27 protein-coding genes are annotated in these 25637 nt (G+C 70.3%); 16 read left to right on the top strand and 11 right to left on the bottom strand.

Going from position 1 to position 25637, the window contains the following annotated elements; genetic code table 11:
* Positions 1-7: 7 nt before the first annotated feature.
* From AC5Y2S_RS16295 to AC5Y2S_RS16285, 3 genes are read right to left on the bottom strand one after another with little or no spacing between them, the layout of a single operon-like run.
* Entirely contained in the window at positions 8-1177 is a 1170-nt protein-coding gene (locus AC5Y2S_RS16295; protein WP_499957130.1) for an acyl-CoA dehydrogenase, read from the bottom strand.
* A gap of 25 nt (positions 1178-1202) precedes the next feature.
* A complete protein-coding gene (purE, locus tag AC5Y2S_RS16290) occupies positions 1203-1718 on the bottom strand; it encodes a 5-(carboxyamino)imidazole ribonucleotide mutase (protein WP_499957129.1) in 516 nt (171 codons plus the stop codon).
* Positions 1711-2928 (bottom strand): 5-(carboxyamino)imidazole ribonucleotide synthase, encoded by a 1218-nt coding sequence (locus AC5Y2S_RS16285; protein WP_499957128.1) that lies wholly within the window; start codon positions 2926-2928, stop codon positions 1711-1713. The genes purE and AC5Y2S_RS16285 overlap by 8 nt, the downstream gene beginning before the upstream one ends.
* 66 nt (positions 2929-2994) lie before the next feature.
* Here AC5Y2S_RS16285 and AC5Y2S_RS16280 point away from each other — a divergent pair, with 66 nt between their 5' ends.
* Positions 2995-3654 carry a GtrA family protein gene (locus AC5Y2S_RS16280; RefSeq protein ID WP_499957127.1) on the top strand — a complete coding sequence of 220 codons (660 nt, stop codon included), beginning with the start codon at positions 2995-2997 and terminating at the stop codon, positions 3652-3654.
* Here AC5Y2S_RS16280 and AC5Y2S_RS16275 read toward each other — a convergent pair.
* From AC5Y2S_RS16275 to AC5Y2S_RS16265, 3 genes are all read right to left on the bottom strand, one after another.
* Entirely contained in the window at positions 3609-4127 is a 519-nt protein-coding gene (locus AC5Y2S_RS16275; protein ID WP_499957126.1) for a PH domain-containing protein, read from the bottom strand. The genes AC5Y2S_RS16280 and AC5Y2S_RS16275 overlap by 46 nt on opposite strands.
* A 19-nt stretch (positions 4128-4146) precedes the next feature.
* On the bottom strand, positions 4147-4962 hold the full coding sequence (locus tag AC5Y2S_RS16270) for a biotin--[acetyl-CoA-carboxylase] ligase (RefSeq protein ID WP_499957125.1): 816 nt from the start codon (positions 4960-4962) through the stop codon (positions 4147-4149).
* Positions 4963-5038: 76 nt separating this feature from the next.
* On the bottom strand, positions 5039-6607 hold the full coding sequence (locus tag AC5Y2S_RS16265; protein WP_499957124.1) for an FAD-binding protein: 1569 nt from the start codon (positions 6605-6607) through the stop codon (positions 5039-5041).
* 89 nt (positions 6608-6696) lie between these two features.
* Between AC5Y2S_RS16265 and AC5Y2S_RS16260 the strand changes: the two genes are divergently transcribed.
* The 7 genes from AC5Y2S_RS16260 (at position 6697) to AC5Y2S_RS16230 (ending at position 13040) form a co-directional block, all read left to right on the top strand.
* Positions 6697-8337 (top strand): acyl-CoA carboxylase subunit beta, encoded by a 1641-nt coding sequence (locus AC5Y2S_RS16260; protein ID WP_499901484.1) that lies wholly within the window; start codon positions 6697-6699, stop codon positions 8335-8337.
* Positions 8334-8552 carry an acyl-CoA carboxylase subunit epsilon gene (locus tag AC5Y2S_RS16255; RefSeq protein WP_499957123.1) on the top strand — a complete coding sequence of 73 codons (219 nt, stop codon included), beginning with the start codon at positions 8334-8336 and terminating at the stop codon, positions 8550-8552. The genes AC5Y2S_RS16260 and AC5Y2S_RS16255 overlap by 4 nt, the downstream gene beginning before the upstream one ends.
* Positions 8549-9184 carry a Maf family protein gene (locus AC5Y2S_RS16250; protein ID WP_499957122.1) on the top strand — a complete coding sequence of 212 codons (636 nt, stop codon included), beginning with the start codon at positions 8549-8551 and terminating at the stop codon, positions 9182-9184. Before AC5Y2S_RS16255 ends, AC5Y2S_RS16250 begins: the two co-directional genes overlap by 4 nt.
* Before the next feature lie 10 nt (positions 9185-9194).
* Positions 9195-10085: a sulfurtransferase gene (locus tag AC5Y2S_RS16245; RefSeq protein ID WP_499957121.1), complete on the top strand. Its 891-nt coding sequence runs from the start codon at positions 9195-9197 to the stop codon at positions 10083-10085.
* Positions 10085-10504, top strand: a complete 420-nt coding sequence (locus tag AC5Y2S_RS16240; protein WP_499957120.1) for a SufE family protein — start codon at positions 10085-10087, stop codon at positions 10502-10504. The genes AC5Y2S_RS16245 and AC5Y2S_RS16240 overlap by 1 nt, the downstream gene beginning before the upstream one ends.
* 130 nt (positions 10505-10634) lie before the next feature.
* Positions 10635-12428 (top strand): acetyl/propionyl/methylcrotonyl-CoA carboxylase subunit alpha, encoded by a 1794-nt coding sequence (locus AC5Y2S_RS16235; protein WP_499957119.1) that lies wholly within the window; start codon positions 10635-10637, stop codon positions 12426-12428.
* Positions 12429-12620: 192 nt separating this feature from the next.
* A complete protein-coding gene (locus AC5Y2S_RS16230) occupies positions 12621-13040 on the top strand; it encodes an STAS domain-containing protein (RefSeq protein ID WP_499957118.1) in 420 nt (139 codons plus the stop codon).
* Here AC5Y2S_RS16230 and AC5Y2S_RS16225 read toward each other — a convergent pair.
* A complete protein-coding gene (locus AC5Y2S_RS16225) occupies positions 13011-13799 on the bottom strand; it encodes an RNA polymerase sigma factor SigF (RefSeq protein ID WP_067010372.1) in 789 nt (262 codons plus the stop codon). The two genes, AC5Y2S_RS16230 and AC5Y2S_RS16225, sit on opposite strands and share 30 nt — an antisense overlap.
* Positions 13796-14233, bottom strand: coding sequence for an ATP-binding protein (locus AC5Y2S_RS16220; protein WP_499957404.1), 438 nt, complete (start codon positions 14231-14233; stop codon positions 13796-13798). The genes AC5Y2S_RS16225 and AC5Y2S_RS16220 overlap by 4 nt, the downstream gene beginning before the upstream one ends.
* A 254-nt stretch (positions 14234-14487) precedes the next feature.
* Between AC5Y2S_RS16220 and AC5Y2S_RS16215 the strand changes: the two genes are divergently transcribed.
* Positions 14488-14910 carry a hypothetical protein gene (locus AC5Y2S_RS16215; protein ID WP_499957117.1) on the top strand — a complete coding sequence of 141 codons (423 nt, stop codon included), beginning with the start codon at positions 14488-14490 and terminating at the stop codon, positions 14908-14910.
* 36 nt (positions 14911-14946) lie between these two features.
* Positions 14947-15264: a protein UsfY gene (gene usfY / locus AC5Y2S_RS16210; RefSeq protein ID WP_499901492.1), complete on the top strand. Its 318-nt coding sequence runs from the start codon at positions 14947-14949 to the stop codon at positions 15262-15264.
* A 1-nt stretch (position 15265) separates the two neighbouring features.
* Here usfY and AC5Y2S_RS16205 read toward each other — a convergent pair whose 3' ends face one another.
* On the bottom strand, positions 15266-15649 hold the full coding sequence (locus AC5Y2S_RS16205; protein ID WP_499901493.1) for a hypothetical protein: 384 nt from the start codon (positions 15647-15649) through the stop codon (positions 15266-15268).
* Between the two features lie 364 nt (positions 15650-16013).
* On the opposite strand from AC5Y2S_RS16205, the gene AC5Y2S_RS16200 reads away from it, so the two are divergent.
* The 4 genes from AC5Y2S_RS16200 to AC5Y2S_RS16185 are packed head-to-tail and all read left to right on the top strand — an operon-like array spanning position 16014 to position 22460.
* Complete coding sequence (locus AC5Y2S_RS16200) at positions 16014-16679, top strand: TetR/AcrR family transcriptional regulator (protein ID WP_499901494.1); 666 nt, start codon at positions 16014-16016, stop codon at positions 16677-16679.
* A 49-nt stretch (positions 16680-16728) separates the two neighbouring features.
* Positions 16729-21312, top strand: a complete 4584-nt coding sequence (locus AC5Y2S_RS16195) for an ATP-dependent helicase (RefSeq protein ID WP_499957116.1) — start codon at positions 16729-16731, stop codon at positions 21310-21312.
* Between the two features lie 3 nt (positions 21313-21315).
* Complete coding sequence (gene nei2 / locus AC5Y2S_RS16190) at positions 21316-22080, top strand: endonuclease VIII Nei2 (RefSeq protein WP_499957115.1); 765 nt, start codon at positions 21316-21318, stop codon at positions 22078-22080.
* Positions 22081-22139: 59 nt separating this feature from the next.
* A complete protein-coding gene (locus AC5Y2S_RS16185) occupies positions 22140-22460 on the top strand; it encodes a DUF732 domain-containing protein (protein ID WP_499957114.1) in 321 nt (106 codons plus the stop codon).
* A gap of 7 nt (positions 22461-22467) precedes the next feature.
* Here AC5Y2S_RS16185 and pstS read toward each other — a convergent pair whose 3' ends face one another.
* Together pstS and AC5Y2S_RS16175 are read right to left on the bottom strand one after the other, a co-directional pair.
* Positions 22468-23580, bottom strand: coding sequence for a phosphate ABC transporter substrate-binding protein PstS (gene pstS / locus AC5Y2S_RS16180; RefSeq protein ID WP_499957113.1), 1113 nt, complete (start codon positions 23578-23580; stop codon positions 22468-22470).
* A 44-nt stretch (positions 23581-23624) separates the two neighbouring features.
* Positions 23625-24482, bottom strand: coding sequence for an extracellular catalytic domain type 1 short-chain-length polyhydroxyalkanoate depolymerase (locus AC5Y2S_RS16175; protein ID WP_499957112.1), 858 nt, complete (start codon positions 24480-24482; stop codon positions 23625-23627).
* A 203-nt stretch (positions 24483-24685) separates the two neighbouring features.
* Between AC5Y2S_RS16175 and AC5Y2S_RS16170 the strand changes: the two genes are divergently transcribed.
* Together AC5Y2S_RS16170 and AC5Y2S_RS16165 are read left to right on the top strand one after the other, a co-directional pair.
* Positions 24686-25039: a DUF732 domain-containing protein gene (locus tag AC5Y2S_RS16170; RefSeq protein ID WP_499957111.1), complete on the top strand. Its 354-nt coding sequence runs from the start codon at positions 24686-24688 to the stop codon at positions 25037-25039.
* A 150-nt stretch (positions 25040-25189) separates the two neighbouring features.
* The gene (locus AC5Y2S_RS16165; protein WP_499957110.1) at positions 25190-25501 is read left to right on the top strand and encodes a DUF732 domain-containing protein; all 312 of its coding nucleotides are present in this window, start codon (positions 25190-25192) and stop codon (positions 25499-25501) included.
* The last annotated feature ends 136 nt before the right edge of the window (positions 25502-25637 follow it).

Here is a 25637-nt window from a genome sequence, read left to right as displayed (position 1 = left end):
CCCGCGATCAGCGCAGCAACGCCCGCGACATCACCACGCGCTGGATCTGGTTGGTGCCCTCGTAGATCTGGGTGATCTTGGCGTCGCGCATCATCCGCTCGACCGGGAAGTCGGTGGTGTAGCCGGCGCCGCCGAACAACTGCACGGCGTCGGTGGTCACCTCCATCGCGACGTCCGAGGCGAAGCACTTCGACGCCGCGGAGATGAAGCCGAGGTCGGATTCGCCGCGCTCGGCGCGGGCGGCCGCCTGGTACACCAACATTCGCGCGGCCTCGACCTTCATCGCCATGTCGGCCAGCATGAACTGCACCGCCTGGAAGCTGCTGATCGACTCGCCGAACTGCTTGCGGTCCTTGGTGTAGGCGATCGCGGCGTCCACCGCGCCCTGCGCGATGCCGACGGCCTGGGCGCCGATGGTGGGACGGGTGTGGTCCAGCGTGGCCAGCGCGGTCTTGAAGCCGGTGCCCGGCTCGCCGATGATGCGGTCCCCCGGGATGCGGCAGTTCTCGAAGTAGAGCTCGGTGGTCGGCGACCCCTTGATACCCAGCTTCTTCTCCTTGGGACCGACGGTGAAGCCCTCGTCGTCGGAGTGCACCATGAACGACGAGATGCCGTTGGCGCCCTTGTCCGGGTCCGTCACCGCCATCACCGTGTACCAGGTCGACTTGCCGCCGTTGGTGATCCAGCACTTGGCGCCGTTGAGGATCCAGTCGTCGCCGTCGGCCTTGGCCCGGGTGCGCATCGACGCCGCGTCGCTGCCGGCCTCCCGCTCACTCAGCGCGTAGGACGCCAGCAACCCGCCCTCCGCGAGCTGGGGCAGCACCTGCTTCTTCAGCTCCTCCGAGCCGCGCAGGATCAGGCCCATGGTGCCCAGCTTGTTGACGGCGGGAATCAGCGAGGCGGACGCGTCGACGCGGGCCACCTCCTCGATCACGATGCACGCCGCGACCGAGTCCGCGCCCTGCCCGCCGTACTCCTCCGGCACGTGCACGGCGTTGAACCCCGAGGCGTTCAGCGCCTCCAGCGCCTCCTGGGGGAACCGCGCGTTCTCGTCGACGTCGGCCGCGTACGGCGCGATCTCCTTCTCCGCCAGCGCGCGGATCGCGGCGCGCAACTCCCGGTGCTCCTCGGGCAGTTGGAACAGATCGAACGACGGGTTTCCGGCCCATCCAGCCATGTTCGGCCTCCTAGCACTCTTCCGGTTACTGGCCGGTAACTTTACCCTGGCGCTGTTGCAGCGCCGCATCCTTGGCCTTCACGCTCTCGGCCAGCTGGTCGGAGAAGGCGACGAGCCGCGCCCGCAGCGCCGCGTCGGACGAGGCCAGGATGCGCACCGCGAGCAGGCCCGCGTTGCGGGCGCCGCCGATGGAGACCGTGGCGACCGGAACGCCGGCCGGCATCTGCACGATCGACAGCAGGGAGTCCAACCCGTCCAGCCGGGCCAGCGGCACCGGCACCCCGATCACCGGGAGCGGCGTGGCCGAGGCGACCATGCCGGGCAGGTGCGCGGCGCCGCCGGCGCCGGCGATGATCACCTGTAGCCCGCGGTCGGCCGCCGTGCGGGCGTAGTCGAACATCACCTGCGGCGTGCGGTGCGCCGAGACCACCCGGACCTCGGCCGGGACGTCGAACTCGGCCAGCGCCTCGGCGGCCTCGTGCATCACCGACCAGTCGCTGTCGCTGCCCATGATGACCCCGACGCGGGGACTGTTAGCCATGCGGATCCCATCCGTCCGTCCACTGCCCGTGTGACAACCAGTGTGCCGCCAGCTCGGCGCGCTCCCGCAGCTGGACCAGCCGCCCCGGGTCGGCGCCCAGGAAGTTGACGTGCCCGATCTTGCGCCCGGGCCGTTCCTCCTTGCCGTACAGGTGAACCCGGGCATCGGGCATCCGCCCGAACAAGTGATGCAGCCGCTCGTCCATGCTCATCGCCGGGCGCTGCGGGGCGCCCAGCACGTTGGCCATCACGGTCACCGGCGCGATGGCGTCGGTGTCGCCGAGCGGATAGTCCAGCACCGCGCGCAGGTGCTGTTCGAACTGGCTGGTGCGCGCCCCGTCCATGGTCCAGTGCCCGGAGTTGTGCGGTCGCATCGCGAGCTCGTTGACCAGCAGCGCGCCATCGGTGGTCTGGAACAGCTCGACCGCCAGCACGCCGACGACACCGAGCTCGGCACCCAACCGCAACGCCAGCTGCTGGGCTCCGGCGGCCACGTCGTCACCCAGGTCCGGCGCGGGCGCGATCACCTGCACGCAGATCCCGTCGCGCTGCACCGTCTCCACGACCGGCCAGGCCGCGCCCTGCCCGAAGGGCGAGCGCGCCACCAGGGCCGACAGTTCGCGGCGCAGGTCCACCTGCTCCTCGGCCATCACCGGCACCCCATCGGCCAGGAAACTTTCCGCGATTTCGCGGGCGTGCGAGGGGTCGCGGGCCATCCGTACCCCGCGCCCGTCGTAGCCCCCGCGGACCGCCTTCACCACCACCGGGCCGCCCACCCGGACGGCGAACGCGTCGAGCTCGTCGAGGTTGTCTATCCCGGCGTAGCGCGGCACCGGCGCGCCCAGGGCCTCCAACCGCCGCCGCATCACCAGCTTGTCCTGCGCGTGCACCAGGGCATGCGGGGGCGGCGCCACGTTGACGCCCTCCGCGACGAGCTTTTCCAGCAGCTCGGACGGGACGTGCTCGTGGTCGAAGGTCAGCACGTCGGCCCCGGCCGCGACCCGGCGCACGTCCTCGAGCTCGGTGTGCGATCCGATCACCACGTCGGGGCTGACCTGCGCGGCCGGCTCGTCGGGGGCGGTGGCCAGCACCCGCAGCGTCTGGCCCAGCGCGATCGCGGCCTGGTGGGTCATGCGGGCGAGCTGACCGCCGCCGACCATCGCAACCACGGGGGCGGCCTTCGGTGAGCGCGTGTTGGGCACGGCCCTCATGGTGTCACGGCCCCCGGCGAGACACATTTTGCGTCGTTTTTGCGTCCGTCCGTACACTGGCGTGTTGTGTCCTTCGCCGATGCCGTCATTACGCGCCTGCCAGAGGCCGTTCAGCCCTATTTGCTGCGCCATCACGAGCTGATCAAATTCGCGATCGTCGGCGGCACCACATTCGTCATCGACTCGGCGATCTTCTACACCCTGAAGCTGACCGTCCTCGAACCCAAGCCGGTGACCGCCAAGGTGATCGCGGGCATCGTCGCCGTCATCGCCTCCTACGTGCTGAACCGCGAGTGGAGCTTCCGCGACCGCGGGGGCCGCGAGCGCCACCACGAGGCGTTGCTGTTCTTCGCGTTCAGCGGCGTGGGCGTGCTGCTTTCCATGGCCCCGCTGTGGTTCTCGCACTACGTGCTGCTGCTGCGGGTGCCCGAGGTGTCGCTGACCCTGGAGAACATCACCGACTTCATCTCGGCCTACATCATCGGCAACCTGCTACAGATGGCGTTCCGCTTCTGGGCGTTCCGGCGCTGGGTGTTCCCCGAGGAGTTCGCCCGCAACCCCGACAAGGCGATCGAATCCGCGCTTACCGCAGGCGGTTTCGCCGAGGTGCTGGAAGACGAGCTCGAAGGCGGGAACGTCACCCTGTTGCGGTCCTGGCGCAAGAAGGCGCGCCGGTCTCCTCAGCTCGGCGACTCCTCCGAACCCAGGGTGTCGAAGACTTCGTGATAAAGCAGCGCGTGCACCTCGCGCAGCCGCGGAATGTCGTAGAACTCCAACGGATCTTGTGACGCCGACTCGATGATCAGCGTCCCGGTGCGAAACATGCGCTCGGACAAGCGGTCCCGGAACTCCACGCTGTTGATGCGCGCCAGCGGGATGTCGATGCCGCTGCGGGTCAGCACCCCGTGCCGGAACATCACCCGGCGGTTGGTGACGACGAAATGTGTGGTCAGCCAGCCCAGGAACGGCCAGAGCGCGAGCCAGCCGACGACCACCAGCCAGATGCCCCAGATGACTCCGTAGAGGATGTTCTTGGCGAGCTGCTCCCAGTGCGTCGAGTTGAGGTAGCCGGAGCCGAACGCGGCCAGCGCGGTCGCCAGCACGAGAACCACGACGGGCCAGATCAGGCGCTTCCAGTGCGGGTGGCGGTGCAGGACGACCTGCTCGCCGGCGGCCAGGGCGTTGTCCGGATAGCTCACGTGCCGAAGTTACCGCTTCCTAACGTAGATGCACCACGTCGCCGGCGGAAACCGTGACGGTTTGGCCGCCGGCCTCCAGGCATAACCGGCCCTGGTCGTCGACGGCGGTCGCGGTGCCCACGACCTCCTTGCCGCCGGGCAGCACGGCGCGCACCGCGCGCCCGATGGTCAGGCTGCGCGCCCGGTAGTCGGCCGCCAGCGCCCAGTCGGCGCCCCGCGCGGCCCGCCAGGCCACGATCCGCCGGCCCAGTTCGGTCAGCACCGCGCCCACCAGCCGCCCGCGGTCGGGCGCCGCCACGCCCAGGTCGAACAGCGACGTCGCGCCGGGCCCGTCGACCTCCTCGGGTGCCTGAGTCACGTTGAGCCCCAAGCCGATTACCACGACCGGGCGGGCCACCTCGGCGAGGATGCCGGCCAGCTTGCCCGGCGAGTCCGGCGGGCCGGCCAGCACGTCGTTGGGCCACTTGAGGCCGGCCTGCACCCCGGTGACGGCCAGCACCGCGTCGACGATCGCCACCCCGGTGGCCAGCGACAGCCAGCCCCATCCCTCGGTCGGCACGTCGACGACGCTGACGCCCACCGACATCGTGATCTGGGCCCGCGGGCTGGCCGTCCATCCGCGCCCGTGGCGCCCCCGGCCGGCCGTCTGGTGCTCGGCGATCAGCACCGCCCCGGCGACGTCGTCGCCGGCCGCCGCGCGCGCCAGCAGGTCGGCGTTGGTGGAGCCGGTCTGCTCGACGACGTCGAGCTGGCGCCAGCCCAACCCGGTCCCGATCAGCTCGGCGCGCAGCGCGGCCTGATCCAGCGGTAGCCGAAGCGAAGCGCGATCCGTCACTCCACCCAGCCTAGATCGCATGTCGGTCGGGTTGGGCTCACCGGACGCGTCGAGCAACCGGGCAGCAGGTGTCGTGTCAGTGGCGCCGGTTTCTCATGTCCATCACGGCCAGGTGACTGAAGAGCATGCTGGTCCCGATCGGGTTGCCGCCGCCGGGATACGCGGTGCCGCTAGGCGCGGCCATCGTGTTGCCGGCCGCGTACAGGCCGGGGATCGGGTTGCCCGACCCGTCGAGCACCCGCGCCGCTGTGTCGGTGCGCAGGCCGCCCTTGGTGCCCAGATCGGACAGGCCGAACGCGGCGGCGTGAAACGGCGGCTTGTCGATGGACACCAACGGCGACGCGCCCGCGGAGAACGCGCGGTCGAACGCCTCGTCGCCGCGGCCGAAGTCCTCGTCGACGCCGGCGGCGACGAAGGCATTGAACCGGGCCACCGTCGCCGCCAACCGGTCCGATGGCACCCCGATCTTGGCCGCCAGCTCCTGGAGTGTGTCCGCGGAGTGCCACAAGCCGGCGGCGACGTATTTCTCGGTCCCCACAATCGAGACGTTGGCCGCCTTGACGGGTGGCACCTCGCCCTCCTTGTCGTCGTAGATCATCCAGTACGGCAACGTGATCGAGCCGTCCTGGAGCTGAGCGAGAATCTCGCGTCCGGCGCGGTCGTACGCGCGGGATTCGTTGACGAATCGGTCACCGGACTGGTTCACGAAGATGCCGCCGGTGAACCACAGCGCGAACGCCGAGCGTCCATCGGGATGAGTCATGCCCGGCGACCACCAGGCCTGATCCAGCAGGTCGGTGTCCGCGCCCGCAGCGATGCCGGCCTGCAGCGCCTGGCCACGACTTCCCGGGCCGCCCATGGTGTCTCGCGCCTCGCCCGGCACGCCGTATCGACGGCGCAGGACGTCGTTGTTTTCGAATCCGCCGGCGGCCAGCAGCACCCCGAGGCGGGTGCGGATCGCGCGGCGCAGGCCGTCGCTCTCCACGATCGCACCCTCGACGCGCCTTTCGGGGCCGTCCGAGCGCACCAGCTCGACGAGCGCGGTGTCGCGTTGCAGCGTCGCGGTCGGGTACTGCCCGATGGCCTTGAGGAAGCGGGCGATCAGCGCGCGGCCGCCCACGTAGTAGTCGGGCGGGGTCTCGGCGCCGAGCCTGTCGGTGTCCAGCGGTCCGCGGATCGCGTCACGCAATTCCGGCGCGGCGGCGACCTTCAACGGCTTCGCCGCGATGTGACGCTGGCCGTCGAGACGGGCTTTCGGCGCCTTGCCGTAGTAGTCGGGCCAGGGCAACGGCACGAACTTGATGTCCGGATCCTGCTCGAGGTACTCGATCAGCGGCGCGCCGCCCCGGACGAATGCCTCCTGCAATTCGCGGGGCGTGCGGTCGCCGACGACCGCGTGGTAGTAGGTGAGGGCGTCCTCGATGGTGTCGTCGGTGCCGGCCCGGACCAGCACCGGATTGCACGGAAACCAGACCCCGCCGCCACCGGAGTAGGCGGTGGTGCCGCCGAATTTGTCGGTCGCCTCGACGAGCAGGACGTCGAGGCCTTCGCGGGCCGCGGTGTAGGCGCCGGTGACACCGCCGCCGCCGGATCCGGCGACGAGCACGTCATGTTCTTCGACCCAGTCGACTCCCGCGCCGCGCATGTTCCGGAGATTACTTGTCCGGAGACTGCTTAAGGAGTTATTAAGGGCCTCCGACGGGTCGAGCTGGTCTGCCGATAGCATCGAGTCCCATGACAAGCGTTACCGACCACACGGCCGAGCCGGCCGCCGAGCACACCATCGACATCCACACCACCGCGGGCAAGCTGGCCGAGCTGCACAAGCGGCGGGAGGAGTCGCTGCACCCGGTCGGTGAAGAGGCCGTCGAGAAGGTGCACGCCAAGGGCAAGCTGACCGCTCGCGAGCGCATCCTGGCCCTGCTCGACGAGGACTCGTTCGTCGAGCTCGACGCGCTGGCCAAGCACCGCAGCACCAACTTCGGGCTGGAGAACAACCGCCCACTCGGCGACGGCGTGATCACCGGCTACGGCACCATCGACGGGCGCGACGTGTGCATCTTCAGCCAGGACGCCACGGTGTTCGGCGGCAGCCTGGGCGAGGTGTACGGCGAGAAGATCGTCAAGGTGCAGGAGCTGGCGATCAAGACCGGCCGCCCGCTCATCGGCATCAACGACGGCGCCGGCGCGCGCATCCAGGAGGGCGTCGTCTCGCTGGGCCTGTACAGCCGGATCTTCCGCAACAACATCATCGCGTCGGGCGTCATCCCGCAGATCTCGCTGATCATGGGCGCGGCCGCGGGCGGCCACGTCTACTCCCCCGCCCTGACCGACTTCGTGATCATGGTCGACCAGACCAGCCAGATGTTCATCACCGGCCCCGACGTCATCAAGACGGTCACCGGCGAGGACGTCACCATGGAGGAGCTCGGCGGCGCCCACACCCACATGGCCAAGTCGGGCACCCTGCACTACGTCGCCTCCGGCGAGCAGGACGCCTTCGACTGGGTCCGCGACCTGCTGAGCTACCTGCCGCCGAACAACGCGACCGACCCGCCGCGCTACGCCGAGCCCGCCCCCGCGGGGCCCATCGAGGAGAACCTCACCGACGAGGACCTCGAGCTGGACACCCTGATCCCGGACTCGCCCAACCAGCCCTACGACATGCACGAGGTGATCACCCGCATCCTCGACGACGACGAGTTCCTGGAGATCCAGGGCGGTTACGCGCAGAACATCGTCGTCGGGTTCGGCCGCATCGACGGCCGGCCGGTCGGGATCGTCGCCAATCAGCCGACCCAGTTCGCCGGCTGCCTGGACATCAACGCCTCGGAGAAGGCGGCCCGCTTTGTGCGGACCTGCGACTGCTTCAACATCCCGATCGTGATGCTGGTCGACGTCCCGGGCTTCCTGCCGGGCACCGGCCAGGAATACAACGGCATCATCCGGCGCGGCGCCAAGCTGCTGTTCGCCTACGGCGAGGCGACCGTGCCGAAGATCACCGTCATCACCCGCAAGGCCTACGGCGGCGCCTACTGCGTCATGGGTTCCAAGGACATGGGCTGCGACGTCAACCTGGCCTGGCCGACGGCCCAGATCGCGGTGATGGGCGCCTCCGGCGCGGTCGGGTTCGTCTACCGCCAGCAGCTGGCCGAGGCCGCCCGCAACGGCGAGGACGTGGACGCGCTGCGCCTGCAGTTGCAGCAGGAGTACGAGGACACGCTGGTCAACCCCTACGTCGCGGCCGAGCGCGGCTACGTCGACGCGGTGATCCCGCCGTCGTACACCCGCGGCTACATCGGCACGGCGCTGCGCCTGCTGGAACGCAAGATCAGCCACCTGCCGCCCAAGAAGCACGGGAACATTCCGCTGTGACCGAGCACGATCCGCACATCCACATCGTCAAGGGGAATCCCACCGATGCGGAGCTGGCGGCGCTGGTGGCCGTGCTCGGCGGCGTGGGCGCCGCCTCCCCCGAGCCCGCCCAGCCCGAGAGCACCCGCTGGGGGCTCGCGGTCGACCGGCTGCGCTACGCGATGTCGAACTACCAGCGGCTGACCCTGCAGCAAATGACGCACATGAGGCATTGACCCGGCTGGTGCTGGGGTCGGCCTCGTCCGGCCGCCTCAAGGTGCTGCGCCAGGCCGGCCTCGAACCGGCCGTCGTGGTGTCCGGCGTCGACGAAGATCTGATCGCCACGGGCCTGGGGTCCGACGCCTCGCCGGACGACGTGGTCTGCGCGCTGGCCGCGGCCAAGGCCGACGACGTCGCGGGCCGGCTCGACGCCGCCACCGCGGCGGACTGCGTTGTCCTGGGCTGTGATTCGATGCTCTGGGTCGACGGCCGGCTGTGCGGCAAGCCGGGATCGGCCGACGCCGCCGTCGACCAGTGGCGGCTGATGGGCGGGCGGTCGGGCCGGCTGCATACCGGGCACTGCCTGCTGCGGCTGCGCGACGGCGCCGTCGCCCATCGCGATGTCCAATCCGCCTGTACCACAGTGCATTTCGCCGTACCGGCCGAGGCGGACCTGCGGGCCTATGTCGCCCACGGCGAACCGCTGGGCGTGGCGGGCGGCTTCACCCTGGACGGGCTGGGCGGCTGGTTCGTCGACGGGATCGACGGCGACCCGTCGAACGTGATCGGCATGAGCCTGCCGCTGCTGCGCGCGCTGCTGGGCCGGGCGGGGCTCTCGGTGGCCGCGCTGTGGACGGCCCAGCGGTAGGCTCGAAGTCGTGTCATTACCCCCCGATCCACACCCGTCCCTGACCGAATACGCCCACCCCGAACGACTGGTCACCGCCGACTGGCTGTCCGCCAACATGGGCGCCCCGGGCCTGGCGATCGTCGAGTCCGACGAGGACGTGTTGCTCTACGACGTCGGCCACATTCCCGGCGCGGTCAAGATCGACTGGCACACCGACCTCAACGACCCGCGGGTCCGCGACTACATCAACGGCGAGCAGTTCGCCGAGTTGATGGACCGCAAGGGCATCGCCCGCGACGACACCGTGGTGATCTACGGCGACAAGAGCAACTGGTGGGCGGCGTACGCGCTGTGGGTCTTCACGCTGTTCGGCCACCCCGACGTGCGCCTGCTCAACGGCGGGCGCGACCTGTGGCTGGCCGAGCGCCGCGACACCACCCTGGACGTCCCGACCGCGACGTCGAGCGGCTACCCCGTCGTTCAGCGCAACGACGAGCCCATCCGCGCGTACAAGGACGACGTGCTGGCCATCCTCGGCGCCGAGCCGCTCATCGACGTGCGCTCGCCGGACGAATACACCGGCAAGCGCACCCACATGCCCGACTACCCCGAGGAGGGCGCGCTGCGGGCCGGGCACATCCCCACCGCCGTGTCCATCCCGTGGGGGAAGGCGGTCGACGAGAGCGGCCGCTTCCGTCCCCGCGCGGAGCTCGAGGAGCTCTACGGCTTCCTGCAGCCGGACGACAAGACCGTCGTCTACTGCCGCATCGGCGAGCGGTCCAGCCACACCTGGTTCGTGCTCACCCACCTGCTGGGCAAGCCGGGGGTGCGAAACTACGACGGATCCTGGACCGAGTGGGGCAACACCGTGCGCGTGCCGATCGTCGCGGGCGAGCAGCCGGGAGCCGTTCCGGTCTGATGAGCATGCCCGCCCCGCTGGCCGAGGTGGTGTCCGACTTCGCCGAAGTCCAGGGCCAGGACAAGCTGACGCTGCTGCTGGAGTTCGCCAACGACCTGCCCGCACTGCCGTCCGACCTCGAAGAGGCGGCGATGGAGCCGGTGCCCGAGTGCCAGTCGCCGCTGTTCCTGCACGTCGACGCCAGCGACCGCAACCGGGTGCGGCTGCACTTCAGCGCGCCCGCCGAGGCGCCCACCACCAGGGGATTCGCGTCGATCCTGGCCGCCGGGCTGGACGAGCAGCCCGCCGCCGACATCCTCGCGGTGCCCGAGGATTTCTACACCGAGCTGGGCCTGGCCGCTCTGATCAGCCCGCTGCGGCTGCGCGGCATGTCGGCGATGCTGACCCGCATCAAGCGGCGATTGCGCGAGACGGCCTGATCAGAAAGGGATTTGGAGACCGGGTGACAGCCCGCGCGGCGCGGCGCATAAACTTCCCCGGACAAGACTTGTAAGAAATTCTCTTAGAGACGAAGAGACGAGAGAGACGTCCAGCCGAACAGGAGGCGAAGTGGCTAGTCACGCCAGCTCGAGGATCGCCAAGGTGCTCGTCGCCAATCGCGGTGAGATCGCCGTCCGGGTGATCCGCGCGGCCCGCGACGCGGGCCTGCCCAGCGTGGCGGTGTATGCCGAGCCCGACGCCGACGCGCCGCACGTGCGGCTGGCGGACGAGGCGTTCGCCCTCGGCGGTCAGACGTCCGCGGAGTCCTACCTGGACTTCGGCAAGCTCCTCGACGCGGCGGCGAAGTCCGGCGCCAACGCCATCCACCCCGGCTACGGCTTCCTGTCCGAGAACGCCGACTTCGCCCAGGCGGTCATCGACGCCGGCCTGATCTGGATCGGTCCCAGCCCGCAGTCGATCCGCGACCTCGGCGACAAGGTCACCGCCCGCCACATCGCCGCCCGCGCCCAGGCGCCGCTGGTGCCCGGTACCCCCGACCCGGTCAAGGACGCCGACGAGGTGGTGGCCTTCGCCAAGGAGTACGGCGTGCCGATCGCGATCAAGGCCGCCTTCGGCGGCGGCGGCCGCGGCATGAAGGTCGCCCGCACCCTCGAGGAGATCCCCGAGCTGTTCGAGTCGGCCACCCGCGAGGCCGTCGCGGCGTTCGGCCGCGGTGAATGCTTCGTCGAGCGCTACCTGGACAAGCCCCGCCACGTCGAGGCCCAGGTGATCGCCGACCAGCACGGCAACGTCGTCGTCGCCGGCACCCGCGACTGCTCGCTGCAGCGCCGCTTCCAGAAGCTGGTCGAGGAGGCGCCGGCGCCGTTCCTGACCGACGCGCAGCGCAAGGAGATCCACGAGTCGGCCAAGCGGATCTGCAAGGAGGCGCACTACTACGGCGCCGGCACCGTCGAGTACCTGGTCGGCCAGGACGGCCTGATCTCCTTCCTGGAGGTCAACACCCGCCTGCAGGTCGAGCACCCGGTCACCGAGGAGACCGCGGGCATCGACCTGGTGTTGCAGCAGTTCAAGATCGCCAACGGCGAGAAGCTGGACATCACCGAGGACCCCATCCCGCGCGGGCACGCCATCGAGTTCCGGATCAACGGCGAGGACGCCGGCCGCGGCTTCCTGCCCGCCCCCGGCCCGGTGACCAAGTTCCACCCGCCCGCTGGCCCCGGCGTGCGGATGGACTCCGGCGTGGAGACCGGCTCGGTGATCGGCGGCCAGTTCGACTCGATGCTGGCCAAGCTGATCGTGTACGGCGCCGACCGGCACGAGGCGCTGGCCCGCGCGCGGCGCGCCCTGGCCGAGTTCGAGGTCGAGGGCCTGGCCACCGTCATCCCGTTCCACCGCGCCGTGGTGAGTGACCCGGCGTTCATCGGCGACGACAAGGGCTTCTCGGTGCACACCCGCTGGATCGAGACCGAGTGGGACAACACCATCGAACCGTTCACCGGCGGCGAACCGATCGACGAAGAGGACGCCCGGCCCCGCCAGACGGTGGTCGTCGAGGTCGGCGGGCGCCGGCTCGAGGTGTCGCTGCCCGGCGACCTGGCGCTGTCGAACGGTTCCGCCGACCCGGCCGGGGTCATCCGCAAGAAGCCCAAGCCGCGCAAGCGCGGATCGCACGCGGGCGTGGCCGCCTCGGGTGACGCGGTGACGGCGCCCATGCAGGGCACCGTGGTCAAGGTCGCGGTCGAGGAGGGCCAGGAGGTCGCCGCTGGGGACCTGGTGGTGGTCCTCGAGGCGATGAAGATGGAAAACCCGGTGACCGCGCACAAGGACGGCACCATAACCGGGCTTGCCGTCGAGGCCGGCGCGGCCATCACCCAGGGCACGGTCCTCGCCGAGATCAAGTAGATCCGGGATCAATTGAATCCCAGATCAACCAAATGTTGTCCGACTCTGCCCGTCGCGGGTAGGGTCGGGTCAGGTTGAGTTCACAGCCGCCCGGATCACGCCAGGCACGCGGGGTGCGAACTCCCGGTGTTGAACTATTAACGACCACCTGACGTCATCCACAGCAGGATCCTCCAAATGACGGAGACAAGCATGTCTGTGGCCCAATCCTGGCAACAAAGCCGCACCGCACAATTCACCTCACGCTGGAGCGCGCGGGGGGCGCTGATCACCGTCGACGGTGAGCTCGACGCCGCCAACGCCGACCAGCTCGCCATCTACGCGCAACGCAGCGTCAGGCGCGCCCGCCGGATCATCGTCGACCTGCGTGGCCTGGGATTCATTGGCACCGCGGGCTTTTCGGCGCTACACCGAATCAACGTCGCGTGCTCGGGCGCCCAGGTGCACTGGGCCATGGTGCCGAGCCCGGCCGTGGCGCGGTTGTTGAGAATCTGCGACCCCGACGGCACCCTGCCGGTGACGACGCCGCAGGCCGAGCCGCTGCTGAGGCCGGCGCGGGCCGACCGCGACGGGTCCCGGCCGCTACTTCAGTTGGTCCCGCAGCCGCGTTAGCGACTTGGCCAACAGCCGCGACACGTGCATCTGCGAGATGCCGACCCGCTCGGCGATCTGCGTCTGCGTCATCGACTCAAAGAACCTGAGCACCAACACCATTCGTTCCCGCTCGGGCAGCGCCTCGAGCAGGGGGCGCAACGCCTCGCGGTCCTCGATGCGGTCGAGGCCGGCGTCCACGTCGCCCAGGGTGTCGGCGATGGCGCGGGCGTCGTCGTCGTCGCTGCCGCCGCCGGTGTCGATGGACAACGTGTTGTAGGAGCTGCCGGCCACCAGGCCCTCGACCACCTCGTCGCGCTCCATGCCGAGTTCGGCGGCGAGTTCCGTCGCGGTCGGCGCCCGGCCGAGCCGCTGCGACAGATCCGCGGTGGCGGTGCCCAGCCGCAGGTGCAGTTCCTTCAGGCGCCGCGGGACCTTGACCGACCAGCTGTTGTCGCGGAAGTGACGGCGGACCTCGCCCATGATCGTGGGCACCGCGAAAGAGACGAAGTCCGAGCCGGTCTCGACGTCGAAGCGGACCACGGCGTTGACCAGGCCCACGCGCGCCACCTGAACCAGGTCGTCGCGCGGTTCGCCGCGGCCCTCGAACCGGCGGGCGATGTGGTCGGCCAGCGGCAGGCAACGCTCCACGATCTTGTCCCGCTGGCGCTGGAATTCCATCGAGTCGGGGGCAACGCCGGCCAACTCCCGGAACATGTCCGGGACGTCCGCATACTCGTTCGGTCGCGAAACCGAACCGCCGGCAGCTCGCGCTGTCACCTGCTAGAGGCCGCCCGTCGCGCGGTCAGCGTGATCCCGAAAACACTGCCGGTTTCATCGGGTTCGCGACCGTCGTGGAAGGTCTGGACTTCGTCGGCCAGGGAAGTCAGGACATGCCAGCTGAAGCTGCCGGGCGCCACCACATCGTGGGTGTCGCACGCGGCGGAGGCCTCCACCACCAGCTCGTCGTCGTGCGGGTCCACGACGACCACCAGCGTGGCGCCCGGGGTGGCCGAGCGGATCAGGCGGGTGCACACCTCGTCGACCGCGAGGCGCAGATCGGCAACCGCATCGAAATCCAAGTCCTCGAAGGTGCCGATCGCACCGACCAGCGTGCGCAGCATCGCCAGGTTCTCGAGGCGTGCCGCGACGTGGAGCTCGACGGCCCGCTGGCCGCGTTGACGCTTGCTCGCGCGAAATCCCGCATCGGTCATCTGGTCTCCCGGCAATGTCTGCTTGACACTACTATTGCCGCGCAGCCCGCCGTCGACCGTGGGCTCTAACCGATTAGTCACAATCGCCGCCGCTGGTCATGTCGATGGTTATGGCAGTGGGCATCGATGTCGGTGTCGCCAACGCAACCCTTCCGGCACTCATCATGGTTTAGAGCTGATACCCATTTGCGGCGGCGGATAACCCCGTCAGCAGACCCTTAACACCGTCTCCCCCGCGACCTACACTTATTGGCATGAAGCAGTCTCTGCTTCGGGCGGTTGTGCTCCTGACGTCGTGGGCCGTCGGCCTGCTGGCGGCTGCCTGGGTAGTACCGGGCGTTTCGGTGTCGGCCTCGGGGTTCATCGTCGCCGTGGTGGTGTTCTCGGCGGCGCAGGCGGCCCTGTCGTTGCTGATCGTGAAGTTGCCACGGGCCTATGCGTCGCTTCTCCTGGGGGGCAGCGGGCTGGTGCTGACCCTGGTCGCGTTGAGCCTCGCCACGGCGTTCACCCACGGGCTTACCATCCGCGGCGCCGCCTCTTGGCTCGCCGCCACGATCGTCGTGTGGCTGGTGACCACGATCGGGGCGATTTCGCTGCCCGAGGCGCCCGTGCGCGAAAACGCGAGTTTCATCGGGTCCGCCGAACTTCGCCCCCACGGCGGACGTGTCACTGAGTAGGTGTCCTTAACTCGTCCGACGACGGAAGGAGAGGTGATGAGCGACAGGCATCGCGATCCGACAGATCACTTCCGGACGACCCAACCGCACGCCGGTTTCACGATGAAGGACAACCTCTACTGGCCCGGGTTCATCCTGCTCCTCGTGGCCATCGGGGGAATGATCAGCACCACGGCCGCCGCGGCCTACGGCCACTACGAGTGGATCGCCACGACGGTGCTCGTCGCCGTGCTCGGGACGATCGCCGGGGCGCTGTGGTTCGTCATGGAGCATCGCCGCGTGAGCCGCATCGACGAGCAGTGGCACCCCACCCCACGCACCCAGAGTCCCGGGACTCCCGCGTCGAGTCGATAGGTCAGAGGGCCAGCACCGGGCCGGCGATCGGCGAAACGCCCAGGCCCAGCGTCACCACCATCAGCGTGAGCAGGAACCAGCCCGCGCCGTGCCACCCCCACCAGGTGCCGTGGGCCTTCCACACCCGATACGTGCGCAGGAACGCCCAGAGCCCCCCGGTCAGCAAAATCAGCGGGCCGCCCAACGCCAGCATCGTGCGCTGGGGCGTGCCACAAGCCACCGTGTCGACGCCCGTCCCGGGGCAGGTGCTGACCCACAACGCGGCAAGGACGACGAAGCCGATGCCCGCGGTGGCGGCCAGGGCGGCGAACCGGATGGCGGCGTGCACCTCGCGGTCTTCCTGCCCCAGGCGGTCACCGGGCGACCGCGGATCTGCTGTTTGCATCCCTGATCCCCCGAGTCGTGATTCTGATTAGCTCTTAATCCATCGTTCGCTGCGTCGCAATGGTTACGCGCCACGACGGTGAAGATGTGGGTACCCTGCGCCACGCCACGATAAACCGCCATCGGCCCGGCTCACGGGCGCCAACGCGCCGCTCGGGGCGCACGCCGGCGCGCCGGTTTCCGCCCGGTTTCGGGCGCAGCCCAACCCAATCACGCGGCGTTGCCACGGCATCGCCAGCGCGACGGCGAGCGGCCGAACTGCGAATACCGTCAATTATTCCGGCGCATTACCGCTGGCCCAGGGCGTGCGGTTTGGTTGAGCCAATGTGGCGGGGCTCTCATACCGTATGAGTACTATCTGACACATGCCGACAGCCAGAAGGCGGTTATCCCCCGAGGATAGACGCGCCGAGCTGCTCGCTTTGGGGGCAGAAGTCTTTGGGAAGCGACCCTATGACGAGGTCCGCATCGACGAGATAGCCGAGCGCGCGGGCGTGTCCCGCGCGCTGATGTACCACTACTTCCCGGACAAGCGGGCGTTCTTCGCCGCCGTCGTCAAGGACGAGGCCGACCGGTTGTACGAGGCGACCAACAACCCGCCGCCCCCGGGCCTGACGATGTTCGAGGAGATCCGGATGGGTGTGCTGGCCTACATGGCCTATCACCAGTCCAACCCGGAGGCCGCCTGGGCCGCGTACGTCGGCCTGGGCCGGTCCGACCCGGTCCTGCTCGGCATCGACGACGAGGCCAAGAACCGCCAGATGGAACACATCATGTCCCGCATCGGCGAGGTCGTCAGCGGGATGCCGGACACCAGCGCGCTGGCAGCGGACGTCGAGCGGGACCTGCGGGTGATCATCCAGGGCTGGCTCGCGTTCACCTTCGAGATCTGCCGGCAGCGCATCATGGACCCCACCACCGACGCCGACCGGCTCGCCGACGCCTGCGCGCACACCCTGCTCGACTCCATCGCCCGGGTCCCGGAGATCCCGGACGAGCTGTCACACGCCATGGCCACCGCGAGGCTGTGAGAAGCCGCTCACCCAAGCCGATGTCGGTGCCCGTTGGCACCATGGTTGGGTGAGCACCCGCGCCGACCCCCGAGCACCCGACCCATTGGGCCGGTTCAGCGCGGTCACCCGCGAGTGGTTCGCCGGCACCTTCGCCGCCCCGACCACCGCGCAGGCGCAGGCCTGGGACGCCATCGCCGACGGCGACGACACCCTGGTCATCGCGCCGACCGGGTCGGGTAAGACCCTCGCGGCGTTCCTGTGGGCCCTGGATTCCTTGGCCAACCTCGCCACGTCGGCCGACCGCCCGGCCGGCACCCGCGTGCTCTACGTGTCCCCACTCAAGGCGCTGGCGGTCGACGTCGAACGCAACCTGCGCACCCCGCTGGCGGGGCTCACCCGCATCGCCGAGCGGCGCGGCCTGCCCCCGCCCGGCATCAGCGTCGGGGTCCGCTCCGGCGACACCCCGCCCGCAGCGCGCCGCCAGCTCATCGCGCACCCGCCCGACGTGCTGATCACCACCCCGGAGTCGCTGTTCTTGATGCTGACCTCGGCGGCGCGCGAAACGCTCGCCGGCGTTCAGACGGTGATCGTCGACGAGATCCACGCCATCGCCGGCGGCAAGCGCGGCGCCCACCTGGCCCTGTCCCTCGAACGCCTGGACGACCTGCGTGAGGGACCGCCCGCGCAGCGCATCGGGCTGTCGGCGACCGTGCGCCCGCCCGAGGAGCTGGCGCGCTTCCTGTCCGGCGCGGGCCCGGCCAGCCGGACACGGATCGTGGCGCCGCCGTCGGCGAAGACCATCGAGCTCACGGTGCAGGTGCCCGTGCCCGACATGGCCAATCTGGCGAACAACACGATCTGGCCGGACGTCGAGGCGCGCCTGGTGGACCTGATCGAGTCGCACGGCTCGACCATCGTGTTCGCGAACTCGCGGCGGCTGGCCGAGCGGCTGACCTCCCGGCTCAACGAGATCCACGCCGAACGCGCCGGCATCTCGCTCGACGCGGACCTCAACCCCAAGGTCGCGGGCGGCGCCCCGGCGCACCTGATGGGTAGCGGCCAGAGTTTCGGCGCGCCGCCGCTGCTGGCGCGCGCCCACCACGGTTCGGTCAGCAAGGAGCAGCGCGCCCTGGTCGAGGAGGACCTCAAACGCGGGCTGCTCAAGGCGGTGGTGGCGACGTCGAGCCTGGAGCTGGGCATCGACATGGGCGCCGTCGACCTGGTGATCCAGGTGGAGGCGCCGCCGTCGGTGGCCAGCGGCCTGCAGCGCATCGGCCGGGCCGGCCACCAGGTCGGCGAGGTCTCGCGGGGCGTGCTGTTCCCCAAGCACCGCACCGATTTGATCGGGTGCGCGGTGACGGTGCAGCGCATGCTCGGCGGGCAGATCGAGACGATGCGGGTGCCCGCCAACCCGCTGGACATCCTGGCGCAGCAGACCGTGGCGGCCGCCGCGCTGGAGCCGCTGGACGCGGACCGGTGGTTCGACACCGTGCGGCGGGCCGCCCCGTTCGCGACCCTGCCGCGCAGCGTGTTCGAGGCCACCCTGGACCTGCTGGCCGGCAAGTACCCGTCCACCGAGTTCGCCGAGCTGCGCCCGCGCCTGGTCTACGACCGCGACGCCGGCACGCTGACCGCGCGGCCCGGGGCGCAGCGGCTGGCCGTCACGTCCGGCGGCGCCATCCCCGACCGCGGGCTGTTCACCGTGTACCTGGCCTCCGAGGTCGAAAAGCCGTCGCGGGTCGGCGAACTGGACGAGGAGATGGTGTACGAGTCGCGTCCCGGCGACGTGATCTCGCTGGGGGCCACCAGCTGGCGGATCACCGAGATCACCCACGACCGGGTGCTGGTGATCCCCGCGCCGGGGCAGCCGGCCCGGTTGCCGTTCTGGCGCGGCGACGACGTGGGCCGCCCGGCAGAGCTGGGCGCCGCGCTCGGCGCGTTCACCGGGGAGCTGGCCGGCCTCGACCGCGGCGCATTCGACAAGCGTTGCACCACTTTGGGTTTCGACGCCTATGCGACCGACAACCTGTGGGGGCTGCTGGACGAGCAGCGTACCGCCGCCGGGGTGGTCCCCACCGACGCCACGCTTCTGGTCGAGCGGTTCCGCGACGAGCTGGGCGACTGGCGGGTGATCCTGCACTCGCCGTACGGGCTGCGGGTGCACGGGCCGCTCGCGCTGGCCGTGGGCCGGCGGCTGCGCGAGCGCTACGGCCTGGACGAGAAGCCGACGGCCTCCGACGACGGCATCGTGGTGCGCCTGCCCGACACCCTCGAAGAGACGCCGCCGGGCGCGGACCTGTTCGTCTTCGACGCCGACGAGATCGACCCGATCGTCACCGCCGAGGTGGGCGGCTCGGCGCTGTTCGCGTCGCGGTTCCGGGAATGCGCGGCGCGGGCGCTGCTGCTGCCCCGCCGGCACCCGGGGAAGCGATCGCCGCTGTGGCACCAGCGCCAGCGCGCCGCCCAGCTGCTGGACGTGGCCCGCAAATACCCCGACTTCCCGGTGGTGCTGGAGGCCGTCCGCGAATGCCTGCAGGACGTCTACGACGTCCCGGCCCTGACGGCGCTGATGGCCGGCATCGCCCAGCGCAAGGTCCGGGTGCTCGAGACGGAGACGCAGCGGCCGTCGCCGTTTGCCGCCTCGCTGTTGTTCGGTTACGTCGGCGCGTTCATGTACGAGGGCGACACTCCGCTGGCCGAGCGCCGAGCCGCCGCGCTGTCCCTGGACAGCACGCTGCTGGCCGAGCTGCTGGGCCACGTGGAGCTGCGCGAACTGCTCGACGTCGACGTCGTCGCCGCGACCGGGCGGCAGCTGCAGCACCTGTCGGCCGACCGGGCCGCCCGCGACGCCGAAGGGGTCGCGGACCTGTTGCGGCTGCTGGGCCCGCTGACCGAGGAGGAGGTCGCGGCCCGCACTGACGTCGCCGACGGCAAAAGCGTTGCCGGGTGGCTGGAGGGGCTGCGGGCCGCCCGGCGCGCACTGACCGTGCCGTTCGCCGGCCGCAGCTGGTGGGTGGCCGTCGAGGACATCGGCCGGTTGCGCGACGGGGTCGGGGCGGCGGTCCCGCTGGGCGTCCCGGCCGCGTTCACCGAGGCGGTGGCCGACCCGCTGGGCGAGCTGCTGGGTCGCTACGCGCGCACACACACCCCGTTCACCACGGCCGAGGCCGCCGCCAGGTTCGGCCTGGGGTTGCGCGTCACGGCCGACGTGCTGAACCGGCTGGCCACCGACGGCCGGCTGGTGCGCGGCGAGTTCGTCGCCGCCGACCTGACCGCGGGCGCCGGCGGCGAGCAGTGGTGCGACGCCGACGTGCTGCGCATCCTGCGGCGCCGTTCGCTGGCGGCGCTGCGCGCGCAGGTGGAGCCGGTGAGCACCGCCGCCTACGGGCGGTTCCTGCCGGCCTGGCACCACGTGTCGTCGCCCCAGTCGGGCATCGACGGCCTGGTCTCCGCGATCGATCAGCTGGCCGGCGTCCGAATACCCGCCTCGGCGCTCGAACCGCTCGTCCTGGCCCCGCGGGTACGCGACTATTCCCCCGCGATGCTCGACGAACTGCTCGCCACCGGCGAGGTCACCTGGTCGGGCGGCGGGTCGATCTCGGCCGGCGACGGCTGGATCGCGCTGCACGCCAGCGATTCCGCCCCGCTGACCCTGCCCGGGCCCGCCGAGCTCGACTTCACCGACGCCCACCGCGCGATCCTGGACACCCTGGCCGGGGGCGGCGCGTACTTCTTCCGTCAACTGGCCCAGGGCCCGATCCCCGAGTCGGAACTGAAAACCGCGCTGTGGGAACTGATCTGGGCCGGCTGGGTCACCGGCGACACGTTCGCGCCGCTGCGCGCGATGCTCGCCGGCACCGGGGCCCGCAAGCGCTCCGCCCCGGCACACCGGACGCGGCGCGCGCCGCGGCTGAGCCGTTACAGCGTCGCGCACGCCGCGCACCGCAGCGCCGACCCGGCCGTGGCCGGCAGGTGGTCGGCCCTGCCGGCCCCCGAGCCGGATTCCACGTTGCGCGCCCATTACCAGGCCGAGCTGCTGCTGAACCGCCACGGGGTGCTGACCCGGGGCGCGGTGGCGGCCGAATCGGTGCCGGGCGGATTCGCGACCCTCTACAAGGTGCTGAGTACGTTCGAGGAGGCCGGCCGGTGCCAGCGCGGCTATTTCGTCGAGTCGCTGGGCGGCGCGCAATTCGCGGTGGCCTCCACGGTCGACCGGCTGCGCAGCTACACCGACGACGTCGACCAGGAACGGCCGGAATACCGGGCGGTCGCGCTGGCCGCCGCCGATCCCGCCAACCCCTACGGCGCCGCCCTGCCGTGGCCCGCCGCCCGCGCGGCCGGCGAGGCCCCGGCGGCCCGGCCGGGCCGCAAGGCGGGCGCACTCGTCGTGCTGGTGGACGGCGCGCTGGCCTGGTTCCTGGAGCGCGGCGGCCGATCGCTGCTGACGTTCACCGACGACCCAGCGGCCCACCATGCCGCGGCCGCGGCACTGGCCGAGCTGGTGGCGGCGCGGCGCGTCGCGTCGATCCTCGTCGAGCGCATCGACGGCACGCCGGCGCTGCACCCCCACGCCGGGGGACCGGGCCCCGTCGCCGAGGCGCTGGCCGGGGCCGGGTTCGCCCGCACCCCGCGCGGAATGCGGTTGCGATAACCCATGCCCGAGGGCGACACCGTCTGGCACACCGCGGCCCTGCTGCGCGAGCACCTGGCCGGGCAGACGCTGACGCGCTGTGACGTCCGGGTGCCCCGCTTCGCCGCCGTCGACCTGACCGGGCAGACCGTCGACGAGGTGCTCAGCCGCGGCAAGCACCTGTTCATCCGGGTCGGGCGGGCCAGCATTCACTCGCATTTGAAGATGGACGGCAGCTGGCGGGTCGGCAACCGGCCGGTGCGGGTGGATCACCGGGCCCGGATCATCCTGGAAGCCAACGGGGTTCGCGCGGTAGGCATCGACCTGGGCGTGCTGGAGATCCTGGATCGCGACACCGACGGCGACGTGGTCGCGCACCTGGGGCCCGACCTGCTGGGCGCGGACTGGGACCCCGCCCGCGCCGCCGCCAACCTGGCGGCGCGCCCGGACCGGCCGATCGCCGAGGCGCTGCTGGACCAGCGGGTGCTGGCCGGCATCGGCAACGTCTACTGCAACGAGCTGTGTTTCGTCACCGGGCATGCACCCACCGCGCCGGTCGGCGCGATCGCCGATCCGCGCCGGCTCGTCTCCCGCGCCCGAGACATGCTGTGGGCCAACCGCTTCCGCTGGAACCGCTGCACCACCGGCGACACCCGGGCGGGCCGGCAGCTGTGGGTCTATGGGCGGGCCGGGCAACCCTGCCGTCGCTGCGGCACCCCCATCCGTTACGACGATCACGCCGATCGCGTCAGGTATTGGTGCCCGTCCTGCCAGGTCGGCATGCGATGATCTCAGTGCGAAAACGGCCCGGATGGCCCTGAACCACTACCCGGCGGGAGGTCCCAGCGATGACGACCACCCGAACGCGCCTATCGGCCGGCCTCGCCCTGACCCTGTTGAGCCTCGCGGTGGCGGTCTCCCCGACCGCGAACGCCGACGCCGTCGACAACCTCTTCGTGACGGCGGTGAAGAACAAGGGCATCGAATTCGCCTCGCCGCAGGCCGCGATCGTCGCCGGTCACGAGGTCTGCGACGAACTCGACATCGGCAAGCAGAAGTCCGACATCGCCTCCGAGGTGATGGCGAACAGCAACCTGGACGGCTATCGCGCGGGGTTCTTCATCGGCGCGAGCATCGCCGCGTACTGCCCCAGGTACCGCGGAAGCTGAGGCCGGCTCAGGAGATGGCGTCGACCGCGGTCGACAGCCGCGACTTGAACTCCTGCGGAATGGGGACGTATCCGTTGTCCGCGAGGCCGTCCTGGCCGGCGCCGATGGTGCTGCGCAGGAACGCCTTTACCGCCGCGCCGACCTGCGGATCGGGGTATCTGGAGCACACGATCTCGTAGGTCGCCAGCACGATCGGGTACGCGTCGGGCTGGTTGGGCCGGTAGAACGAGATGGTGTCGAGGGCGAGGTCGTTGCCCTTGCCGATGAACCAGGCGGAGGCGATCGTCTTGCCCACGGACTCCGCGCTGATCGTCACCGGGTCCGGGCCGGCCGACGTGAGGACCTTGGCCGTATTCAGGTGCTGCGCCTGGGCGAACGACCATTCGAGGTAGCTGATCGCCCCCTCGGTGCCCTTGACGGCGGCGGCGGCGCCGTCGTTGCCCTTGGCCCCCTCGCCGACGCCGCCGTTGAACGTCTTGCCGGCGCCCTTGCCCCACGCGCCGTTGGAGGCGCTGTCGAGATACCGCTGGAAGTTGTCGGTGGTGCCGGACTCGTCGCTGCGGAACACGACGTGGATCGGCTCGGCCGGCAGGGTGACGCCGGGGTTGAGCACCGCGATCGCGGGATCGTTCCAGCCGCTGATGCCGCCGCTGAAGATCCGGGCCGCGGTCGCGCCGTCGAGGTTCAGCGAGGTCACGCCGTTGACGTTGTAGCCGATGACGATCGGGCCGAACACCACCGGCAGGTTCCACGAGGGCGAGCCGCACCGTTGCTGCGCCTTCGCGTGCTCGTCCTTGCTCAGCGGCGAGTCCGATCCGGCGAAATCGGTTTGATTGCCCACGAATTCGCCGATCCCGGCGCCGGAGCCATTGGCGGTGTAGTTCAGGGACTGGCCTGGGCAGGCCTGTTCGAAGGCCTTGACGAAACGGGTCATCGCGTTCGCCTGGGCGGTGGAGCCGCTGGCCCGCAGTGTCGGCTTGCCGCCGCACGCCACCTTTGCCGGCGACGGGCCCGTCGTGCCGCTTGCGCCACCCGGATGGTTGTCACTGCCGCACGCCGAAAGCATCGCCGCGCCGGTGGCCAGAACGGCCAGCGTCACACCAAATCGATTGAGTTTCAATGGGATGCCCTCGTCAAGGCCATGAGGCATAGTAACCGCTTCCGTTAGTTCCGGCCGTGCGCGAGGAAAAACTGGGCGATGACCTCCGAGGCGTCCAGGGCGCGCGAGGTGCGCCCGATGATGGCCTGGGGCAGGTATTGCTTGCCCCCCGGCCAGGTGTGGCCGCCGTTGTCGATCCGGTAGAAGATCACCTCAGTGGACGCCGCGCACGCCGCGGACTCGAACCGGTGCACGACGGTGCCGTCGCCGACGCCGGGCAGCACCTGCGTCGCCGGATCGCCTTGGCACCCATCGGCCGAGCGCCAGGTGTCCACCATGCCGGTCGCCGAGACGGAATGGCTGACTCCGCCCCGGCCGCGCACGTCCCCGCCCTTGAACGGCACCAGCGGGTCGGCGGTCCCGTGCGCCGCCAGCACGGACACCGGGCGCGACGGGTGGCAGGCCACGCCCGCGCCCAGCGTGCCGGCCACCGGCGCGATCGCGGCGAAGACGTCGGCGCGGTCGCAACCGAGCCGGTTGGACATGAAGCCCCCGTTGGACATGCCGGTGGCGAAGACGCGCCCGGGGGCGATGTTGTAGTCGGTTTGCAGCTTGCCCGCCAGCGCGACCAGGAAGCCGACGTCGTCGACGTGGTGGCGGTCCGCCGGGGACGCGCCCCGCCCGTCGGCCCAGCTCTTGTCGTACCCGTCGGGATAGGCCACCAGCAGGTTGTTGGCGTCGGCGACGGCGTCGAAGTCGGTCAGGCCCTGCTGGCCGGTTCCGGTGCCGCCGCCGCCGTGCAGGCTGAGCACCAGCGCGACGGGATCGCCGGGCGGCACGTGCAACGTGTACGTGCGGTCCATTCCGCCGGAATGCAAGGTGCCGGACAGATCCCGGGCGCTGGCCGCCGAGACGTGGCGCACGTCACATCCCACGACGCTCGCGGCGCACGCCGCCAGGACGACGAGCCAGAACCAGCGTGGGTACGCCGTGCGCGAACCATTGTTGCGTTGTTCGCAATATCCGCGATGATTAGATGACGGCGAGCTGTAACCTGCTTGCAACGTTGGCGGCCGAACCTTCAGTCGTCAAACAACGGAACTTCAGAACCTTGGGGGTATTAGAAATGACGAGTACCGGTACCCGCAAGCCTCGCCGGCTGCTCCCGCTGTTGGCCGCCGGCTTCATCCCGGCGGTCGCGCTGCTCGGCCCGGTGACGGCGGCCCCGTCGGCGTACGCCGACGGCACCGACGACGCCTTCATCACCGCGCTGCACAACCACGGCATCGAGCACGAGTCGCCCAAATCCGCCATCGCGGCGGGCCATTTGGTGTGCCACCAACTCGATATGGGTAAGACTCAGGAACAGATCGCGACCGACGTGATGAACAGCAGCGGCATCGACGGCGACGACGCCGGATACTTCGTGGCCCTGGCCGAACGCGCGTACTGCCCGCAATATGCGGACGTGCCGTCGTAACGGCGGAACAGCGGGGTAAATCGCGGAATCCGGCCGGGCGAACGCCTTTCGTGTCGTCCTGATTTGAATTCGTTGATCGCCGCATTGTGCAAAGCTGTAATGTGCGAAATTCCCGGCTCCGGCAAAGGCGCTGACGAGGGAGGAGGCGAGATGACGATGACCCGGATCGCCCAGCTGGTCGTGCTGGCCGCGCTCGCCCCCGTGGCGGCGACGGCCGCGATCGCCCGCGCCGACGCCAGCGACGACGCCTTCCTCGCGGCGCTGAGCGCGAAGGGCATCCACTTCGGTTCGCCGGAGAAGGCGTTGATCGCGGGCCACGAGGTCTGCGACGAGCTGGACACCGGCCGAACGGTGAACCAGGTCGCGTCCACCGTCATGAGCAACAGCAGCCTGGACGGCTACCACGCCGGCTACTTCGTCGGGGCGAGCATCCGGGCGTACTGTCCCAAATACGCGTCCTGACCTCACAGCGAACGTGCATTTTTCTTAACCTGACGGCAACGCGCACGGTCGCTCTCACGAGATCTGCCGGTCATACACTCCCGCTATCACCTACCAGCTCGGAGAACTGACTACGTGGTATCGAGAATTTTAACCG

Source organism: Mycobacterium sp. NGS69 (genome assembly GCF_059812165.1).
Note: the sequence above shows the minus strand (reverse complement) of the source record. Positions and strands in the feature narration are given on the sequence as shown.

Coding starts and splice junctions, on each gene's coding strand:
- AC5Y2S_RS16295 (WP_499957130.1), bottom strand. CDS start 1,177: ATGGCTGGATGGGCCGGAAACCCGTCGTTCGATCTGTTCCAACTGCCC.
- purE (WP_499957129.1), bottom strand. CDS start 1,718: ATGGCTAACAGTCCCCGCGTCGGGGTCATCATGGGCAGCGACAGCGAC.
- AC5Y2S_RS16285 (WP_499957128.1), bottom strand. CDS start 2,928: ATGAGGGCCGTGCCCAACACGCGCTCACCGAAGGCCGCCCCCGTGGTT.
- AC5Y2S_RS16265 (WP_499957124.1), bottom strand. CDS start 6,607: ATGCGCGGCGCGGGAGTCGACTGGGTCGAAGAACATGACGTGCTCGTC.
- AC5Y2S_RS16260 (WP_499901484.1), top strand. CDS start 6,697: ATGACAAGCGTTACCGACCACACGGCCGAGCCGGCCGCCGAGCACACC.
- AC5Y2S_RS16240 (WP_499957120.1), top strand. CDS start 10,085: ATGAGCATGCCCGCCCCGCTGGCCGAGGTGGTGTCCGACTTCGCCGAA.
- AC5Y2S_RS16230 (WP_499957118.1), top strand. CDS start 12,621: ATGTCTGTGGCCCAATCCTGGCAACAAAGCCGCACCGCACAATTCACC.
- AC5Y2S_RS16220 (WP_499957404.1), bottom strand. CDS start 14,233: ATGACCGATGCGGGATTTCGCGCGAGCAAGCGTCAACGCGGCCAGCGG.
- AC5Y2S_RS16215 (WP_499957117.1), top strand. CDS start 14,488: ATGAAGCAGTCTCTGCTTCGGGCGGTTGTGCTCCTGACGTCGTGGGCC.
- usfY (WP_499901492.1), top strand. CDS start 14,947: ATGAGCGACAGGCATCGCGATCCGACAGATCACTTCCGGACGACCCAA.
- AC5Y2S_RS16205 (WP_499901493.1), bottom strand. CDS start 15,649: ATGCAAACAGCAGATCCGCGGTCGCCCGGTGACCGCCTGGGGCAGGAA.
- AC5Y2S_RS16200 (WP_499901494.1), top strand. CDS start 16,014: ATGCCGACAGCCAGAAGGCGGTTATCCCCCGAGGATAGACGCGCCGAG.
- nei2 (WP_499957115.1), top strand. CDS start 21,316: ATGCCCGAGGGCGACACCGTCTGGCACACCGCGGCCCTGCTGCGCGAG.
- AC5Y2S_RS16185 (WP_499957114.1), top strand. CDS start 22,140: ATGACGACCACCCGAACGCGCCTATCGGCCGGCCTCGCCCTGACCCTG.
- AC5Y2S_RS16170 (WP_499957111.1), top strand. CDS start 24,686: ATGACGAGTACCGGTACCCGCAAGCCTCGCCGGCTGCTCCCGCTGTTG.
- AC5Y2S_RS16165 (WP_499957110.1), top strand. CDS start 25,190: ATGACGATGACCCGGATCGCCCAGCTGGTCGTGCTGGCCGCGCTCGCC.